Source organism: uncultured Nonlabens sp. (assembly GCF_947495285.1).
Classification (GTDB): domain Bacteria; phylum Bacteroidota; class Bacteroidia; order Flavobacteriales; family Flavobacteriaceae; genus Nonlabens.
Genome location: NZ_CANLXZ010000011.1, coordinates 36,399 through 54,199 on the forward strand (window position 1 = coordinate 36,399; position 17,801 = coordinate 54,199).

The 17,801-nt window shown below is 35.1% G+C and carries 18 protein-coding genes; 14 read left to right on the plus strand and 4 right to left on the minus strand.

Annotated features, from left to right (window positions below):
- The 4 genes from Q0838_RS06245 to Q0838_RS06260 are packed head-to-tail and all read left to right on the plus strand — an operon-like array spanning position 1 to position 3,750.
- Complete coding sequence (locus Q0838_RS06245) at positions 1 to 993, plus strand: glycosyltransferase family 2 protein (protein ID WP_298952466.1); 993 nt, start codon at positions 1 to 3, stop codon at positions 991 to 993.
- Positions 993 to 1,541 carry a serine O-acetyltransferase gene (locus Q0838_RS06250; RefSeq protein ID WP_298952468.1) on the plus strand — a complete coding sequence of 183 codons (549 nt, stop codon included), beginning with the start codon at positions 993 to 995 and terminating at the stop codon, positions 1,539 to 1,541. The genes Q0838_RS06245 and Q0838_RS06250 overlap by 1 nt, the downstream gene beginning before the upstream one ends.
- Positions 1,538 to 2,683 carry a glycosyltransferase family 4 protein gene (locus Q0838_RS06255; RefSeq protein ID WP_298952470.1) on the plus strand — a complete coding sequence of 382 codons (1,146 nt, stop codon included), beginning with the start codon at positions 1,538 to 1,540 and terminating at the stop codon, positions 2,681 to 2,683. Before Q0838_RS06250 ends, Q0838_RS06255 begins: the two co-directional genes overlap by 4 nt.
- The gene (locus Q0838_RS06260; protein WP_298952472.1) at positions 2,680 to 3,750 is read left to right on the plus strand and encodes a glycosyltransferase; all 1,071 of its coding nucleotides are present in this window, start codon (positions 2,680 to 2,682) and stop codon (positions 3,748 to 3,750) included. Before Q0838_RS06255 ends, Q0838_RS06260 begins: the two co-directional genes overlap by 4 nt.
- A gap of 80 nt (positions 3,751 to 3,830) precedes the next feature.
- On the opposite strand, the gene Q0838_RS06265 is transcribed toward Q0838_RS06260, so the two are convergent.
- The 3 genes from Q0838_RS06265 to Q0838_RS06275 are packed head-to-tail and all read right to left on the minus strand — an operon-like array spanning position 3,831 to position 6,002.
- The gene (locus Q0838_RS06265) at positions 3,831 to 4,193 is read right to left on the minus strand and encodes a carboxymuconolactone decarboxylase family protein (protein ID WP_104515512.1); all 363 of its coding nucleotides are present in this window, start codon (positions 4,191 to 4,193) and stop codon (positions 3,831 to 3,833) included.
- 4 nt (positions 4,194 to 4,197) lie between these two features.
- Entirely contained in the window at positions 4,198 to 5,034 is an 837-nt protein-coding gene (tatC, locus tag Q0838_RS06270) for a twin-arginine translocase subunit TatC (protein WP_298952483.1), read from the minus strand.
- 2 nt (positions 5,035 to 5,036) lie between these two features.
- Positions 5,037 to 6,002, minus strand: coding sequence for a KpsF/GutQ family sugar-phosphate isomerase (locus Q0838_RS06275; protein WP_298952485.1), 966 nt, complete (start codon positions 6,000 to 6,002; stop codon positions 5,037 to 5,039).
- A gap of 86 nt (positions 6,003 to 6,088) precedes the next feature.
- On the opposite strand from Q0838_RS06275, the gene recQ reads away from it, so the two are divergent.
- The 8 genes from recQ (at position 6,089) to Q0838_RS06315 (ending at position 14,520) form a co-directional block, all read left to right on the plus strand.
- Positions 6,089 to 8,281, plus strand: a complete 2,193-nt coding sequence (gene recQ, locus Q0838_RS06280; protein ID WP_298952487.1) for a DNA helicase RecQ — start codon at positions 6,089 to 6,091, stop codon at positions 8,279 to 8,281.
- A 334-nt stretch (positions 8,282 to 8,615) separates the two neighbouring features.
- A complete protein-coding gene (locus tag Q0838_RS06285; RefSeq protein WP_104515506.1) occupies positions 8,616 to 9,548 on the plus strand; it encodes a peptidylprolyl isomerase in 933 nt (310 codons plus the stop codon).
- 352 nt (positions 9,549 to 9,900) lie between these two features.
- Entirely contained in the window at positions 9,901 to 10,992 is a 1,092-nt protein-coding gene (locus tag Q0838_RS06290) for a BT_3928 family protein (protein ID WP_298952491.1), read from the plus strand.
- Entirely contained in the window at positions 10,989 to 12,062 is a 1,074-nt protein-coding gene (locus Q0838_RS06295; RefSeq protein ID WP_298952493.1) for an ABC transporter permease, read from the plus strand. The genes Q0838_RS06290 and Q0838_RS06295 overlap by 4 nt, the downstream gene beginning before the upstream one ends.
- A 151-nt stretch (positions 12,063 to 12,213) precedes the next feature.
- Positions 12,214 to 12,966, plus strand: a complete 753-nt coding sequence (tpiA, locus tag Q0838_RS06300) for a triose-phosphate isomerase (protein WP_298952495.1) — start codon at positions 12,214 to 12,216, stop codon at positions 12,964 to 12,966.
- Between the two features lie 251 nt (positions 12,967 to 13,217).
- Entirely contained in the window at positions 13,218 to 13,346 is a 129-nt protein-coding gene (locus Q0838_RS06305; RefSeq protein WP_298952497.1) for a DUF1287 domain-containing protein, read from the plus strand.
- On the plus strand, positions 13,336 to 14,187 hold the full coding sequence (gene prmA / locus Q0838_RS06310; RefSeq protein ID WP_298952499.1) for a 50S ribosomal protein L11 methyltransferase: 852 nt from the start codon (positions 13,336 to 13,338) through the stop codon (positions 14,185 to 14,187). Before Q0838_RS06305 ends, prmA begins: the two co-directional genes overlap by 11 nt.
- A 57-nt stretch (positions 14,188 to 14,244) precedes the next feature.
- Positions 14,245 to 14,520, plus strand: coding sequence for an ATP-dependent Clp protease adaptor ClpS (locus Q0838_RS06315; RefSeq protein WP_298952582.1), 276 nt, complete (start codon positions 14,245 to 14,247; stop codon positions 14,518 to 14,520).
- 96 nt (positions 14,521 to 14,616) lie between these two features.
- Here Q0838_RS06315 and Q0838_RS06320 read toward each other — a convergent pair whose 3' ends face one another.
- On the minus strand, positions 14,617 to 15,294 hold the full coding sequence (locus Q0838_RS06320; RefSeq protein WP_298952501.1) for a M24 family metallopeptidase: 678 nt from the start codon (positions 15,292 to 15,294) through the stop codon (positions 14,617 to 14,619).
- A 158-nt stretch (positions 15,295 to 15,452) separates the two neighbouring features.
- On the opposite strand from Q0838_RS06320, the gene Q0838_RS06325 reads away from it, so the two are divergent.
- Positions 15,453 to 16,139 (plus strand): TetR/AcrR family transcriptional regulator, encoded by a 687-nt coding sequence (locus Q0838_RS06325; RefSeq protein WP_298952503.1) that lies wholly within the window; start codon positions 15,453 to 15,455, stop codon positions 16,137 to 16,139.
- Positions 16,126 to 17,799 carry an ATP-binding cassette domain-containing protein gene (locus Q0838_RS06330; protein WP_298952505.1) on the plus strand — a complete coding sequence of 558 codons (1,674 nt, stop codon included), beginning with the start codon at positions 16,126 to 16,128 and terminating at the stop codon, positions 17,797 to 17,799. The genes Q0838_RS06325 and Q0838_RS06330 overlap by 14 nt, the downstream gene beginning before the upstream one ends.
- Positions 17,800 to 17,801 lie beyond the last annotated feature (2 nt).

Consider the following 17,801-nt stretch of genomic DNA (forward strand, 5'->3'; position numbering starts at 1 on the left):
ATGAAAATGTCTCTTATCATTTGCACCTATATGCGTCCAGAACCTTTATCTAGGCTTATGGAGAGTGTCATGTTACAAGAGCGATTACCAGATGAGGTATTGATAATTGATGGTTCTATAAATGATGAAACCGGTGCTCGCTTTCGCGAAAGCGAAAACAACATCATACACTATCACAAAGTACCACCAGAAGAGCGTGGACTGACTAGACAACGCAATTTTGGAATAAATAAAGTGGCGGCAGATATGGATATTGTCGCTTTCCTAGATGACGATACGATTCTTTATCCAGATTACTTTAAGAAATTGCTAGGTACATATATTCATTTTCCTACGGCAATGGGTGTAGGTGGCTACATTATTAATGAGGTGTCTTGGGAGAGTACAGCACAAGAACAAATTGATGATTTGAACCATTATTATTACGATGGTTATAGAAGAAACGAGAGCAGTCGTTACAAATTAAGAAGGAAATTAAGACTAGCACAAACGACACAACCAGCTATATATCCTGAGTTTGGTCATGGTAGATCTATAAGTTTCTTGCCACCTTCAGGAAAAATTTATAAAGTAGAACAATTAATGGGTGGTGTTTCTAGTTTTCCACTTGCTGTATTACGAGAACATAAGTTTTCTGAATATTTTGAAGGTTATGGTCTTTATGAGGATGCAGATTTTACTTTGCGATTATCTCACATAGGAGATTTATATGTGAATACTGCTGCGCAACTAGAACACCATCACGATGCAGCAGGAAGACCTAATAAATATACTTATGGTAAAATGGTAGTGCGTAATGGCTGGTACGTATGGAGAGTAAAACATCCTCAACCATCTTTTAAAAATAAGCTCAAGTGGTATCAAATCACCATCTTGCTTACTGGTATTAGATTTATCAATATCTTTACTACGAGCGAGCGCAAAGAAGCATTTACAGAATCGATAGGAAGAACCGTAGGAATTATGAGTCTGTTATTTAATAAACCTAGATAATGAAGTTCTTAAAAGACATCAAGCGATATACCGATTACAGTGGTAAACCTGCTGTGCTTATGTTGCTTACACAACAAGGTTTATGGGCGTTATTCCACTATCGTTTCTTTAATAAAATATATACATCTAGATTACCTAAAATATTAAAATGGCCTTTATTATCTATAGGAGTTCTTAAATTAAAAGGTATAGAAGTATTAACAGGAATAACTATTCCATACAGTGCTACCATAGGAGAAGGATTTTATATAGGCCATCATTCTGGTATTATTATCAACGCAAATGTTGTGATAGGTAAGAACTGTAATATATCTCAAGGAGTAACCATAGGGGTAAGTGGTCGTAGAGATAAACGTGGTACACCAGTAATAGGAGATCAAGTTTATATAGGAGCAAATGCCACTGTAGCGGGAAAGATAAAAATAGGTGATAAAGCCGTGATAGGTGCAAATAGTCTTGTAGTTAAGGATGTGGTTGCAGGAACTACTGTAGTAGGTGTACCAGCCATTAAAATAAGTGATAATAATTCTGCAGACTATATTTTATGAAATTACTTATTATATCAGACGCACCTATTTTAAGCAAATCTGAGGATAAAGAAGCATATGCACCTTATGTAAAAGAAATGGATTTATGGATGCAACACTCCAGTGATGTTTCCTTTGTATGTCCTACAAAGTACGATCGCAAACTGTTAACACAACCTTTTAAAAAACAAGATTTTAAAGTAACTTCTCTTAGGCGATTAGAGTTTCACACATTACTTTCGGCATTCATATCGTTAATCACCATTCCATACCAGGCCATTGTATTATGGAATGCGATGCGCAAGGCAGATCATATTCATTTAAGATGTCCAGGTAATCTTGCTTTGCTTGCTTGTTTGATGCAGATTACGCTTCCGCGAAAGCGTAAAACAGTTAAATATGCTGGTAATTTTGATCCCCATGCCTCACAACCATTATCTTACAGATGGCAGAAGAAAATACTCTCCAACACTGCGTTAACTAAAAATATAGATGTTCTAGTTTATGGTGAGTGGCCAGAACAGACTAAAAATATAAAACCATTTTTTACAGCTACTTATTCAGAAAGCGATAAAGGTAGTTTTTTAAAAGAATTTAATGAACCGTACCAATTCATTTTTGTAGGAACACTATCTCAAAATAAGAATCCGCAATTGTTAGTAGAACTTATGGAGCAATTACATAAAGAAGGGGTTGAGGTACAAGCTCATTTTTATGGTGATGGTCCTATGATGGAAGATTTAAAAACGATGGCCGCTTTTAATTCTACACCTTGTTATTTTTATGGGAACCAAAATAGCGAGGTTCTTAAGTCGGCTTATAAAAAGGCTCATTTTTCTTTTCTAGCATCTCAAAGTGAAGGCTGGCCTAAAGCCGTGGCAGAATCTATGTGGTATGGATGTATTCCTATCGCGACATCAGTAAGCTGCGTACCATGGATGCTTGGAGTAAATGAAGAATATAAAAAACAAAAAAACACTTTAGAACATATAGGTTCTAGAGGATTGATTTTTAAAAATAAAGAGCAGGCCATTTTTGATATTAAAAAACTAATAAGTACTACTGCGGCATTAAAAAAGATGTCTCAAAATGCGGTAGCCTGGTCTCAGGATTATACCATTGAAAAATTTGAACGTGAGATAGTTAAACTGGTCCATTCATGAAAGTACTTCAAATCATAGATAGTCTAGATGCTGGCGGTGCAGAGCGTATGGCAGTTAATATTGCAAACGAATTACAAGCTGCTGGATATGAATCTCATTTATGTGTTACCAGAAAGGAAGGTCTGCTTAAAACGGCTATAAGCAAAGAAGTCGGATATATATTTATAGAAAAAAAGGGTAAACTAGGTTGGACAGCTTTAAGTAAGCTGAAAAGATATATTAAAGAACATCAAATAGAAGTAGTTCATGCCCACAGTACATCGGCATTTACTGCAGTAGTAGTACTTTTTTTATTGAAAAGTAAACCTAAATTAATCTGGCACGATCATTATGGTAAAGCAAATCAACTAGAAGCCCGACCGTTAAAAGTATTGAGGTTTTTATCAGGTTATTTTAATCAGGTGATAAGTGTAAATAAGCTTTTAAAAGCTTGGGCTATAAAAGAGTTGAAATGTGAGTCGGTAACGTATTTAGAAAATTTTGCAACGGCTACTTTTAATCAAGAATTGCAAACACAACTAGCTGGTAGAGATAATAAAAGAATCGTCTGTCTGGCCAACCTAAGAGAACAAAAAGATCATTTAAATTTATTAAAAGCTTTTGAAATAGTACATAATCAGTTTCCTGAGTGGAGCTTACATTTATGTGGTAAAGATTTTAATGACGACTATTCTTTAAGTATAAAGCAAGAAATAGAGCAAAAAGGTCTTAAGGATAATGTGTTTATTTTAGGTTCTCGAGCAGATGTAGGAGCTGTTTTAAATTCTTGTGATATTGCTGTGCTTTCTTCTCGATCAGAAGGTTTACCGGTAGCGTTATTAGAATATGGTTTACATCATTTACCAGTGGTAGTTACCGATGTAGGAGCGTGTAGAGAAGTCGTTGCTGATTATGGAATAGTAGTAGAATCAGAAAATGCTCAATTACTGTCTGCAGCTCTTTTAAAGTTGATTAAAGATAAAATACAGAGAGAGCAGTACGCTGCACAGTTTCATAATCATGTGATTGATAATTATGGGAGCAAGCGTTATATAAATAATCTAGTTAACATTTATAAGAGCGCCTAAGTTTAGTACAAAAAAAACTATGTTAGATCTTTTTAGGAATTAAAACGATCTAACATAGTTATCTACACGTAATAATGAAGTTAAGCTTTCTCTGAGGCAGCTTTTTCTTCTACAGCATCCCAGTATTCATAGGCACGACGCAGGTGAGGTATCACAATTGTTCCACCTACTAGAGTAGCTATAGAGAGAGCCTCTACCACTTCTTCTTTAGAAATACCTTCTTTATGACTAGCTTCTAGATGGTACTTTACACAGTCATCACACCTTAAAACGGTGCTGGCCACTAGGCCTAGTAATTCTTTTGTTCTTTTATCTAACTTTCCTGCTGTAAAAGCATTTGTATCTAAATTAAAGATGCGTTTAATGATTTTATTGTTGTCTTCAAGAATAGCATCGTTCATTTTCTCACGATACGCATTGAATTCTTCTACTTGATTGCTCATAATTTTAAGGGGTACCTAATTTCTTTTTTCTTTTTTCCTGACGGTAGAGGACAAATTTAGATATGAAAATACTCATTTCATATAAAATTAACACAGGTATGGCAACTATTATTTGACTAGCCACATCTGGTGGTGTTATTACGGCAGCAACTATAAGGACTATGACTAGAGCAAATTTTCTATTTTTTCTTAATCCTGCAGGTGTTGCTAGTCCTATTTTAGTAAGGAAATAAATTATCACCGGTAGTTCAAATAGCAGTCCAGATGCTAGAATAGAAGCTCTTATGTAACCTATATAACTAGATAAACTAGGCTCTGTAGATATTTCTGGACTTAGATTATACGTCATCATAAAATGAACAGATAATGGGGCAATAACAAAATAACCAAAAGTCACTCCTAAAAAGAAGAGTAAAGAACAAATGATTATAAAACCACTGCTGTATTTCTTTTCACTAGGTTTTAATCCAGGTGAGATAAATTTCCACACTTGATAAAGTACCCATGGAAAAGCAACCACAAAACCTACCAGAATAGAAGTCCATATATGAGTAGAGAACTCGTCAGACATTTCTTTGGATTGTACTTTAAAGTTAAAGTTCACATCGCAAAAATCACTCACCACACCAAAGAGTCTTCCGAATTCACAAAAGTATTCATAAGTAACAAACGTACCTCTCTTAGGACCAAAGATGATCGTGTCAAAAATAAAGTCAGTAAAAACTCCAGCTACTATGGCACCTGCAAGAATACCGACTATAGAACGTATCAAACACCATCGCAGTTCTTCTACGTGGTCTAAAAAAGACATGTTATTAGGGTCTACATTTTTACGAGCCATGCCTATACGATTCCTTCTCTAATTAAATCATGTATATGCACGACGCCAGCATAACCATTATCATCTATAGCGATAAGTTGGGAGATGTTTTTTTCTTCCATTAGTTCGCGAGCCTGCACCGCCATGGAGTCTGCAGTAATGGTTTTAGGAGTACGGCTCATGATGTCGCTCGCTACTAGGTCATCGATATTTTTACCGCTAGAAAGCATGCGTCTTAAATCACCATCTGTAATAATACCTATAGCATTATTATTTTCTGTAACCACAGTCATACCCAGCATGTTTTCTGATATGTTTACGATAACATCTCTTAAAGACGTACTGGCACTTACCTCTGGTTTTTTATTACCGTCTATAATTCCTTGCACTCTTAAGTACAGTTTTTTACCTAACGCGCCACCTGGGTGGTACTTTGCAAAATCTTTATCAGTAAAACCTTTTAATTCTAATAGACTTACCGATAGTGCATCACCTATAACTAGTTGTGCTGTCGTACTGGTAGTAGGTGCAAGACCATTAGGACAGGCTTCTTCTTTAATAGGAGCATGTAACACATAGTCTGCCTCTAGGCCTAGAAAAGAATCTCTATGACTAGTAATAGCAATTAATTTATTATTAAAGTTTTTAATGAGCGGCACTAAAACCTTAATCTCTGGAGTGTTTCCACTCTTTGAGATACAGATCACCACATCATTATCCTGTACAATGCCTAAATCTCCATGAATAGCATCTGCAGCATGCATGAAAATCGCAGGTGTGCCAGTAGAGTTCATAGTGGCAACTATTTTCTGTGCAATTATGGCACTTTTACCTATTCCTGTGATAATTACTCGACCTTTTGAGTGGTGTATGTGCAGTACCGCTTTCGCGAAAGCGGAATCGATTCCATCTACAAGATCTGTAATAGCCTGTGCTTCAATGCGAACGGTTCTCCTCGCAACTTCTAGTACTTTATTTTCTTGATTCAAACTTGATTACTTTTAACTATAATTTGCGATAAACAAATTATATCGTAAATTTAGCTTACAAAGATAAACAAAAACGCAGCAGCCGCATGGCAGATAAGCAGATAGGATTAGAAGAAAATCTAAAGAAATATTTTGGATTTGGGCAATTTAGAGGATTGCAAAAAAAAGTGATAACCTCCTTATTAAATAAGGAAGATGTGTTTGTGATTATGCCCACCGGTGGTGGTAAATCACTATGTTATCAACTACCAGCGTTAATGCAAGAAGGTACCGCTATTGTGGTTTCACCTCTTATAGCATTAATGAAGAATCAGGTAGATGCTATACGTGGTGTTTCTGATCACGATGGTGTTGCTCATGTATTAAACTCTTCTTTATCAAAGGGTGATGTACAGCGAGTAAAGGATGACATAACTAGTGGAGTCACAAAACTGCTATACGTAGCACCAGAATCCCTCACTAAGGAAGAATATGTAGATTTCTTAAAAGAACAAAAGATTTCTTTCCTTGCTGTGGATGAGGCGCACTGTATTAGTGAATGGGGACACGATTTCCGTCCTGAATATAGAAACTTGCGCAGGATTATAGACCGTATAGGTAAAGACATACCTATCATAGGTCTTACTGCAACTGCAACGCCTAAGGTGCAAGAAGATATTCTTAAAAACTTACAGATTACTGACGCTACTACGTTTAAAGCCTCCTTTAATAGACCTAACCTTTTTTATGAAGTACGTCCTAAAACAGCTACGGTAGATGCAGATATTACTCGTTTTATCAAACAAAACGATGGTAAATCTGGTATCGTATATTGTTTATCACGTAAACGCGTAGAAGAACTAGCACAAGTCTTACAAGTAAATGGAATAAAAGCTGTTCCTTATCATGCAGGGCTAGATTCTAAAACCAGAGTCCTTCATCAAGATATGTTCTTGATGGAAGATACAGATGTGGTGGTAGCGACTATCGCATTCGGTATGGGAATAGATAAGCCTGACGTGCGTTTTGTAATACACCATGATATACCTAAAAGTATCGAGTCTTATTATCAAGAAACTGGTCGTGCTGGTCGTGACGGTGGTGAAGGGCACTGTCTAGCTTACTATGCTTATAAAGACATTGAAAAATTAGAGAAATTTATGTCTGGTAAACCTATTGCAGAGCAAGAGATAGGTCATGCTTTACTACAAGAAATGGTAGGGTATTCTGAAACAAGTATGAGTCGTAGACAGTATATCTTGCATTATTTTGGTGAGAAATTTGACCCAGCTACAGGTGCTGGTGGTGATATGGATGACAATATGCGCAATCCTAAACCACAAAAAGAAGCAGTAGAAGAGGTCAAAAAACTAATACAATTAATAGGTGATGCAGGTGAGCGTTATAAATCAAAGGACATAGTTAGTATCCTGATGGGAAAAAATAACGCCATGATTTCTAGCCATAAGGTAGATCAACAAGAGTATTTCGGTAGTGGTAAGAATAAAGACAAAGCCTACTGGACCGCCTTAATACGTCAGGTTCTAGTGGCTAGACTCATTAAAAAAGATATAGAAACTTATGGTACTTTAAAAGTGCTAGATGCTGGTCGTGAGTTTATTAAAGCAGGAAAGACGTTTATGATGAGCGATGATCATACGTATAACGCGTCTTCAGATCAAATAGTAGGCGCTGCAAAAGGTGGTGCAGTAGATGCACAACTGGTTAAATTCTTGAAAGATCTACGTAAAAAAGTAGCTAAACAAAAGAACGTACCTCCGTATATCGTATTTCAAGATCCATCTCTAGAAGATATGGCTACTAAGTATCCTGTGAATATGGAAGAAATGGCAAGTATTCATGGAGTAGGAGAAAGTAAAGCAAAGAAATATGGAAAGTCTTTTGTTGAATTGATATCCCGCTATGTAGAAGATAATGACATTATTAGACCAGATGATTTGGTCATAAAAAGTACTGGGGCAAAATCTGGTAATAAACTTTATTTTATTACTAGTATAGATCGCAAACTTAGTTTTGACGATATGGCCAGTGCAAAAGGAATGGACATGGATCAGTTAATAAATGAGTTAGAGAGCATCGTTTATAGCGGTACTAAACTCAATTTAGGTTACTGGATAGATGAAATGCTGGACGAAGAACAACAAGAAGAATTACATGAATACTTTATAGAGTCAGAGTCTGATAAAATAGATGCTGCTGTAGAAGAATTTGATGGTGATTATGAAGAAGAAGAAATACGACTTTATAGATTGCGCTTTATCAGTGAAGTAGCTAATTAAAGAATATCTTAAGCTTTAATTTTCTGTTGAAAAAAGTCATCTGGCTGTTAAGATTCTAGATCTCTGTTTTATAAAATTTATGATGTACTGTATTGATATATTGCACATGGTGGCACGGAGAACCTGCCTTGCGGTTTCTTAGTTCGCTTATCAGGTTTTATTGTACGTCTTTTTTTACAAAAAAAATGTCCTTATCATATCATGGTAGGGATAGGTTTTTATGATGCGTTTTGAGATAAAGACTAAACATATAACAGGTAAAAAAAACTATAACATGATTCTGAAGACTGAATTCTAATGAATTATCTTTGCGGCCTTAAAAAAAACTATAAAAATGCAAGAAGGAATTTACGCAAAATTTGATACAAGTAAAGGAGAGATCCTGGTTCAACTTCATCATGATAAAACACCTGGAACTGTAGGTAACTTTATAGCACTAGCTGAAGGTAATTTAGAGAACAAAGCAAAAGATCAAGGAACACCTTATTATAATGGTCTTAAGTTTCACAGAGTAATTCCAGATTTCATGATCCAAGGTGGTGACCCACAAGGAACTGGTGCTGGTGGTCCTGGTTATAACTTTGATGATGAGTTTCACCCAGAATTACGTCACGATGGACCTGGTGTTTTAAGTATGGCAAATGCTGGACCTGGAACAAATGGATCTCAGTTTTTCATAACGCATATCGCTACAGATTGGCTAGATGACAAGCATACAGTTTTCGGTAAAGTTATAGAAGGACAGGATGTGGTAGATGCTATTGCACAAGGTGACGAGATAAAAACGGTTACTATAGTAAGAGAAGGTGATGCTGCAAAAGCATTTAATGCTGTGGAGGAATTCCGTCAGTTTGAAGGAGCTGGAAAACTACGTGAAGAACAGGCAAGAAAACAAGCAGACCAAGAGATCGACGAGATCGCAATGGGCTTTGATAAAACAGAAAGTGGTTTACGTTACAAAATCATTCAAGAAGGTGATGGAGTAAAAGCTGAAAAAGGAAAAACAGTAAGCGTACATTATAAAGGAATGCTGCCTAACGGTAAAGTTTTTGATTCTAGTTTTGATCGCAAGCAACCTATAGACTTTGCTCTAGGTATGGGACAGGTAATCGCTGGTTGGGATGAAGGTATCGCTTTACTTAAAGTAGGTGATAAAGCACGTCTAGTTATACCATCGCATATCGCTTATGGTAGTGCTGGTGCAGGTGGTGTTATACCGCCAGATGCAACATTAGTATTTGATGTAGAGCTAGTTGCTGTAAAGTAATTGTCCTTAAATTATATTTTTAAAGTCCTATTCTTTCTGGAATAGGGCTTTTTTGTGTTTAGACATTAGGTATATGTGGGATGAGGTATGTGGAACGAAGTTTTTTTTTGATCTTAAAAGCTATTTATAACAACCGTAAAACCCTTTTGATCGCTCACTAGGTTTTGCTGAGACCTTGGTCAGCCTGTTTTCTACTTCGACAAGCTCAGCATAAAACCTTGGGAAAAGGGAAATACATTTAGTTATTCCTATAATCAATAACCTAAGCCCAAAAATCCTACACCTAATACCTTATTCTAATACCACATGCCTCATGCCTAATACTTATATTTGTCTCAACAAAGAAAAAAGCATGAAAGGATTAGTTACATTTTGCCGTTGGTTCGTTGGAGTATTATTTATATTTAGTGGCTTAATTAAGTTAAATGACCCCTTAGGATTCTCTTATAAACTAGATGAATATTTTAGTGCAGCGGTTTTAGGGTTAGAATTCTTACAGCCTTTTGCATTACCACTGGCCATCTTTTTAGTAATCTTTGAGGTAGTTTTAGGAATCATGTTATTAATAGGATTTCAAAGAAAATTTACAATCTGGTCACTTTTATTGATGATAGGTTTCTTCACGTTCCTAACTTTTTATTCTGCTTATTTTGATAAAGTAACGGACTGCGGCTGTTTTGGTGACGCGATACCACTAGTACCTTGGGAATCCTTTGCAAAAGATGTGGTGCTATTAGTGATGATATTGATTTTGTTTTTCAATATGGATAAATGGAAGCCCGCTTTCGCGAAAGCGAAGTCCTCCATAATCATTCTCGTTTCTACTATCATTTGTTTTATAATCGCTTACTATGTATTAATGCATTTACCGATTTTAGATTTTAGAGCTTATAAGGTAGGGACCGATATAGAGGTGGCCATGCAAGAAGATCCTAGTCAACCAGATATTTATGGTTATGACTGGTATTACATTGTAGATGGTAAAGAAGAGATAATTACCACAGATGGTCAGGTCCCAGAAGGCCGTCCAGGTTATGATAAAGTAGAGACACGTATTATTCAAGAGGCAGCACTTCCTAAAATTCATGACTTTTCTATAGAAAAAGATGGTAAAGATTATACCCAAGAGATTCTAGATAAGGAAAAAGTTGCCTTTGTAATGATCTATGATGTGTCAAAAGTGGAAGAAGGTGGTATGGAAAAGCTAGCTAGTTTTATCACGAGAGCACAAGTTGCTGGTTATGAGGTTATAGGTTTAAGCGCAAATGGTATCCAGCAACTAGAACCATTAATGGAATCTTATGATTTTAGTATTCCATTTTACACGACAGATGGAACGCAATTAAAAACTGCTGTACGTTCTACACCGGCGGTTATGACTATTAAAAAAGGAGTAATTGCAGGTAAATCTCACTGGAATGATTTAGAGAGTTTATCTCTATGATAAGCTATGTGCTTAAAAAAATAGGATATGCATTACTGACGCTTTATGGAGTAGTAACCGTTATATTCTTGTTGTTTTACCTCTTACCTGGCGACCCTGCACAAATGATGTTGGGGCAAAACGAGTCTGAAGAACAGCTGGCAAATGTGCGGGCCAAATATGGATTAGATAAATCTATAGGTACTCAGTATATGTATTTTTTAAACGACCTCTCTCCAGTCTCTTTTCACAGTACTCGTGCGAGTGATTTTACTTATGACAGCGGTAAATATATTGGTGTAGATCTCTTTACTATAGGGACTACATCTACTTATATTAAATGGCCTTATTTAAGAGAATCATTTCAGAAAACTGGTAAAAAAGTAAGTTATATAATAGGAGAGACCTTGCCTAATACCATGATTCTAGCACTGGCAGCAATAAGTCTAGCTCTAATTCTAGGGTTGATTTTAGGAGTTATTTCTGCATGGTATAAAAACAGCTGGATAGATCAATTCATACAGGTAGTAAGTACTATGGGTATGAGTGTGCCCAGCTTTTTTAGTGCTATTATTTTTGCCTTTATCTTCGGTTACGTGCTTCATGAATTTACAGGACTTAAAATGAGTGGTAGTCTTTATGAAATGGATGATTATGGAGAAGCGATGCATTTACAATGGCGCAATCTTATATTACCAGCATTAGTCTTAGGAATAAGACCGCTCGCAGTTATTTCTCAATTAATGAGAAATAGTCTTCTAGAAGTAATGGTGCAAGAATACATTACTACTGCTTATTCTAAAGGACTTACCACACTGCAAGTGATAAAAAGACATGCTTTTAAAAACGCGCTTAACCCTGTAATTACAGCAGTAAGCGGCTGGTTTGCGAGCATGCTAGCAGGAGCAGTTTTTGTAGAATACATATTTAACTGGAATGGTATAGGTAAAGAAATAGTAGAGGCGCTACACACACAAGATTTACCGGTTATTACTGGGGCTGTTCTAGTCATAGCGACGTTGTTTATTTTTATTAATATAGCGGTAGATTTAATTTATGTGTGGTTAGACCCTAGAGTGAAATTAGAGTAAATTATAAATTCTTATTGTCTTCTTAATAAACATCTGTACACAAACTTTACAGAATAATTAAAAGGCAATACCTTTGCAGTTGCTTACATAAGAGTATTGAAAAAATCAATTTTGATACTATGGAAACATTAACGACCTTAAAATAAACACGATGAGAAAAAATATAGTAGCCGGAAACTGGAAAATGAATTGTGATCTAGCACAAACACAAGCCTTAATAACAGATTTAAAAAAAGCTCTAGTTAATGACGTTAATTGCGAATTAATGATAGCCCCATCTCATCCCTTTTTATACAATGCTTTTAATAGTACTTGTGATACTGTAATAGAGGTTGTAGCACAAAATGTTTGTGAAGCCGACAGTGGTGCTTACACAGGAGAGATCTCTGTACCTATGTTACAAAGTATAGGTATTAAGACAGTAATTTTAGGTCATTCTGAGCGCAGAGATACCTATGGAGAAACGGATCAATTAATTGCTGCCAAAACTAAAGCGTCTCTAGAAAAAGGATTGCGTGTTATTTTTTGTTGTGGAGAACATCTAGAAGATCGTAAAGCTGGTAACCATTTTGATACGGTAACTAAACAAATAGAATTAGGCCTTTTTAACCTAACAGCTGCACAAATGGAAAATGTAGTAGTAGCATATGAACCTGTATGGGCTATAGGTACAGGAGAAACTGCAAGTCCAGAGCAAGCACAAGAAATGCATGCGCATTTACGTTCCTTTATAGAAACTAAATTCGGTAAAGAAACGGCAAATAATACCAGTATCCTTTATGGTGGTAGTGTAAAACCTGCAAATGCAGCTGAGATTTTTGCAAAACCAGATGTAGATGGTGGACTAGTAGGTGGTGCATCTCTAGATGGATCATCTTTTCTTGATATAGCAAATGCTTTTTAAGAAGTTGCATAACACTAGATCCTAGATTTACTAGAAAGAAGAGCATATGTATATAAACTCATATTTCTTTCTATACTCAAATATCTAGGGATTGAAAAAAAGCACCTATCTATATCATAGAAGAGACTCTAATTTACCTTGTTTCTTTACATTTAAAGGAGCTAGGACTGCAGCAACGCACTATGTAAAAGATTGTTTACTTGATTACACAGTAAGTCGGACTTTATGAAATGTAGTAAAACAGATGAAGCATGGTTTCTAAAACCAAATTAAAAGATCAAAAAAGGTACCTAATAGTACATCATATAGGAGCAAGGCAAGTGCTAGAAGACTGCCTTTTTAATTTAAAAATTACAGGACATTACCGTTATGGAAAATAATACTACCGACCAGATTTATGTAGAGTATAACTTTACAGTTACACCGCAATTACCATGGAATGATGTTCTCATGGCGCAATTAGGAGAGGTAGGTTTTGAGAGTTTTATAGAGACTGAAACCGGGATCAAAGCATATGTTCTAAAAATCACAGACACTCCGATTATTCTAAACACTGTAGATATTATGAATAATGATTTGTGTGATATCGCTTTCGCGAAAGCGGATATACCACCAACTAATTGGAATGCAGAATGGGAAAAAAATTTTAACCCAATCACAGTTAATAATAGATGTGAAGTGCGCGCACCTTTTCATGAACCTAGCGGCGTAGAATATGATATAGTTATAGAACCTAAGATGAGTTTCGGTACAGGACACCATCAAACCACACATATGATGATCGAGCATTTACTTAATGAAAATGTAGAGAATCTAGAGGTCTTAGATATGGGTAGTGGTACTGGAGTGTTGGGTATTCTGGCACAAATGAGAGGTGCTGTAAAAGTAGATGCAATAGATATAGATACCTGGTGTTATGAAAATGCACTTGAAAATGTAGAACGTAATAAAACAGATAAGGTAGCTGTTATTTTAGGTGGAGCAGAGCAGCTAGAAGGTAAAACTTATGATTTTATAATTGCAAATATTAATAGAAATATATTACTTCAAGATATTCCCGTATATGCAAAAAGCCTTAAGAAAGGCGGTACCATACTTTTCAGTGGTTTTTATGAAGATGACTTAGTTCCAATTACAAATAAGTGTAAGGAAAATGGAATTGTTTACGACTATCACCTTGAAAATGATAACTGGATAGCTGCAAAAATGATAAAATCATAATTTAATCTTTAAAAGTATAGATATTTTAATGTATTTGCTTAAATTTACCCTATGAAAATGAGCACACAAGATCAGGTTCTTCCAGAACTAGAATTGGAAGTCTTGGAGCAAAAGGAAAATAAAATAGTCCTTTTTAATGACGAAGTAAACACCTTTGATCACGTTATAGATATGCTAGTAGCAGCCTGTGATCATACGCCTGTACAGGCAGAGCAATGTTCTCTTATAGTACACTATAAAGGAAAATGTAATGTTAAAACTGGCGGTTATGAAGATTTAAAACCACGGTGTACAGCCTTATTAGAAGCTGGACTAACCGCAGAGATTCAATAAAGATTTTGCTTTCCCCTTTTTATTCTAATTGAATAAAAACATAAAAAATGCCTGCCGTAAGCAGGCATTTTGTGTGCTGTAACTTCAGTATCGGTTTTAAAAACCTGCTAGTTGCTCATAAAAAGCGCCAATTTCATTTTTTTTATCAATCAGGTGAATCTCTATAATCCAGTATCGATTTTTTCCACTCATGTCTTTTTGATTCATAGGTAGGTGATTTTCTGGATGTATGTAATTTGTCTTATCCTCACTCTCTAGTTGTTCGTGGGGGAAATGCCCTATTAGATGTCCGGCGATGGGACCTCCATATTCCCATCCATTGTTTAGTGCTAGAATGGTACAGTACTGGTAAAGTTGTGCACCAGTGATGTCTGGGTTTTTAATAAAGTAATCGTTAGCATTTTTCCATATACTTTCTGCATCATGCATTATTTTTATCTTTTGTAAGTCGTTACCCACTACATATGTTCTACCATAGTCAGCTTCCCAGTCTTCTATAATAGGACCAAAGTCTATAAATAGTATATCGTTTTCTCTGACAGTTAGATTTTCTGGATTTTCATCATAAGGATGCAGTGTGTTCTTACCTGCCCTGACGATACGTTTGTGCCAGTATTTTTTGATTCCGAACATTTCAAATGCTAGTTCAAAAACCTCATTGTTAATTTGCTTTTCAGTTTTACCTGGCTTTATAATTCCTTTAATTTCAATTTCTTGAAATAAAACCGCCGCCTTTTCTTCAGCTTTTTGAAGTTTTAATAATGTCTCAGTCATCAAGTAAAAATAATATTACGTTATTGAGGAGAATAATAATTTGCTTTAAATTAACTAACTGGATTTATTGAGTTAAGATATTTACATAGTGTTAATTAATATATAAACTAATTTAAGTTAATAGTATTACTATTATGTTTGTCTCATAATTGATAGGTATGCATTCACTTTTAAAAAATCTTAAAGTTGAGATTAACGATAAGCTTTATCTTAAAGATCCAGAAAGCTCTGATCTAGGTAAACGCATAGTTAGTCACAGCATAGAGATGATTTATGACTTAGGTTTTGAAAACTTTACATTTAAGAAGTTAGGTACGGTTATAAAATCTAACGAGAGTTCTATATATAGATATTTTGAGAGTAAGCATAAACTCTTATTGTATCTCACTTCATGGTACTGGAGCTGGATAGAATACCAGGTAATTTTAGAAACCATGGTTATGACTACTCACGAGGATAAGTTAACTAAAGCAGTAGAAATTTTAACCCAAGAAATTTCTCAGGACTCAAATTTTAGTCATATTAATGAAGTGCTTTTAAATAAAATAATCATTTCAGAGTTCTCAAAATCATATTTAACAAAATCTGTAGATCAAGAAAATAAAGAAGGTTTCTTTGCTATTTATAAACGTCTAGTTTTACGACTCAAAGATTTAATCATATCGGTAGATGGGACTTATAAATACCCTTCTTCTTTAAGCAGTATGATTGTAGATGGAGCTTTGCATCAACATTTTTTAAAAGATCACTTTTCAGCAATCACAGATTGCAGTAGCAATACGACACCTACCCATTACTTTTTAAATTTAATTAATCAACTTATTATCACAAATGAAAAAAGATAAAAATATACTCACAGCATGGCAGCGTTTAATACGTATGTTAGAGGTTGATAAAAAAGATATTAGACAGATATTTTACTATGCCATTTTTGCTGGAGTAGTTGGGTTATCCTTACCGTTGGGAATACAGGCTATTATAAACCTTATACAAGGTGCTCAAATAAGTACCTCATGGATACTACTGGTAATTCTCGTAACTGCTGGTGTTGCCTTTGGTGGTGTGTTACAAATAATGCAAATAAGAATAACAGAAAATATACAGCAAAAAATATTTACGAGATCCTCCTTTGATTTTGCTTTCAGATTTCCTAAGATTAAAATGAGTGAGTTGCGTGGTACGTATCCGCCAGAACTGGCTAACCGGTTTTTTGATACCCTTACCATTCAGAAAAGTCTTTCTAAATTATTAGTAGACTATCCTACCGCATTATTACAAATTATGTTGGGGCTACTTTTACTATCTTTTTATCACCCTTTCTTTATAGTTTATGGTGTCTTATTAGTAGTTTTAGCTTATATATTGTTTAAATTCACAGCAGAAAAAGGTTTAGAAACCAGTATTTTAGAGTCTAAAAGTAAGTATAGAGTAGCACACTGGTTACAAGAAATTGCAAGATCATTAGTAAGTTTTAAACTTTCTGGAGTAACTAATCATGCGGTAGAAAAAAATGATGCATTAGTGTCTAACTATCTCAATTATAGAGAACAACATTTTAAAGTATTAGTAAGACAGGCTATTCAACTAATAGGGTTTAAAGTTCTAATTACAGCTGGTCTACTTTTAATAGGTGGTTTATTAGTTTTAAGTAGAGAGATGAATATTGGACAATTTGTCGCGGCAGAACTTATTATTTTAATCATAATAGGTGCTGTGGAAAAAATAATTTCTGGTCTAGAATCGTTTTACGATATGCTTACTTCTTTAGAAAAACTAGGTGAAGTAGTGGATAAAGAGCTAGAACCACAATCTGGAGAACATCCTTTTACTCAAGATCAAAGTTTTAGTGTAGAGTTGGATCATGTAACTTTTACAGTTCCAGAAAGAACACAACCTATTCTCGATAATATATCTTTAAAAATATCTGAAAATTGTACCATTTTATTAAATGGAGCAAATGGTAGCGGTAAAGCCACTCTTTTAAGATTAATCGCTGGTATTATAGAACCTACACAAGGTAGTATTCATGTAAATAATTCAGACTTGAGAGGTTTAGATCTAAATTACTATAGAGCAAATCTAGGTCAGTCACTGGGTGAAGAAAGTCCCTTTGAAGGTACTTTAAGAGATAATATAACCTTTGGCGATAGTTCAGTCAGTGACGAGCGTATATACTGGGTTTTAGAAAAGTTAGGACTAGTAAACTACCTTAAGAAATTACCTAAAGGGCTAGATACTATCATTTTTCCAGAAGGTAAACAGTTAAGTTACACGGTTGCAAAGAAAATTGTTTTGGCGCGTAGTGTAGTTAGACACCCTAAAATGCTTATTCTTAAAGACCCATTAGATCAATTTGAAAGTGAAGAGTCTGCTAGAATTATGGACTTCTTAACTGATAAAGCTAACGGCTGGTCCATCGTAGTGGTTAGTCAAAATAGAGAATGGATGAAAAGATGTGGTAGGATGATCACATTACATAATGGTAAATTAATCTTAGATCAATAAGT

Excerpts from the sequence above, each read along its gene's own strand:
- prmA (WP_298952499.1), top strand. The coding sequence starts at position 13,336 with ATGGAAAATAATACTACCGACCAGATTTATGTAGAGTATAACTTTACA.
- tatC (WP_298952483.1), bottom strand. The coding sequence starts at position 5,034 with ATGGCTCGTAAAAATGTAGACCCTAATAACATGTCTTTTTTAGACCAC.
- Q0838_RS06265 (WP_104515512.1), bottom strand. The coding sequence starts at position 4,193 with ATGAGCAATCAAGTAGAAGAATTCAATGCGTATCGTGAGAAAATGAAC.
- Q0838_RS06245 (WP_298952466.1), top strand. The coding sequence starts at position 1 with ATGAAAATGTCTCTTATCATTTGCACCTATATGCGTCCAGAACCTTTA.
- Q0838_RS06255 (WP_298952470.1), top strand. The coding sequence starts at position 1,538 with ATGAAATTACTTATTATATCAGACGCACCTATTTTAAGCAAATCTGAG.
- Q0838_RS06315 (WP_298952582.1), top strand. The coding sequence starts at position 14,245 with ATGAGCACACAAGATCAGGTTCTTCCAGAACTAGAATTGGAAGTCTTG.
- Q0838_RS06250 (WP_298952468.1), top strand. The coding sequence starts at position 993 with ATGAAGTTCTTAAAAGACATCAAGCGATATACCGATTACAGTGGTAAA.
- Q0838_RS06305 (WP_298952497.1), top strand. The coding sequence starts at position 13,218 with ATGGTTTCTAAAACCAAATTAAAAGATCAAAAAAGGTACCTAATAGTA.
- Q0838_RS06295 (WP_298952493.1), top strand. The coding sequence starts at position 10,989 with ATGATAAGCTATGTGCTTAAAAAAATAGGATATGCATTACTGACGCTT.
- Q0838_RS06320 (WP_298952501.1), bottom strand. The coding sequence starts at position 15,294 with ATGACTGAGACATTATTAAAACTTCAAAAAGCTGAAGAAAAGGCGGCG.
- Q0838_RS06285 (WP_104515506.1), top strand. The coding sequence starts at position 8,616 with ATGCAAGAAGGAATTTACGCAAAATTTGATACAAGTAAAGGAGAGATC.
- Q0838_RS06260 (WP_298952472.1), top strand. The coding sequence starts at position 2,680 with ATGAAAGTACTTCAAATCATAGATAGTCTAGATGCTGGCGGTGCAGAG.
- Q0838_RS06330 (WP_298952505.1), top strand. The coding sequence starts at position 16,126 with ATGAAAAAAGATAAAAATATACTCACAGCATGGCAGCGTTTAATACGT.
- Q0838_RS06290 (WP_298952491.1), top strand. The coding sequence starts at position 9,901 with ATGAAAGGATTAGTTACATTTTGCCGTTGGTTCGTTGGAGTATTATTT.
- Q0838_RS06325 (WP_298952503.1), top strand. The coding sequence starts at position 15,453 with ATGCATTCACTTTTAAAAAATCTTAAAGTTGAGATTAACGATAAGCTT.
- recQ (WP_298952487.1), top strand. The coding sequence starts at position 6,089 with ATGGCAGATAAGCAGATAGGATTAGAAGAAAATCTAAAGAAATATTTT.
- tpiA (WP_298952495.1), top strand. The coding sequence starts at position 12,214 with ATGAGAAAAAATATAGTAGCCGGAAACTGGAAAATGAATTGTGATCTA.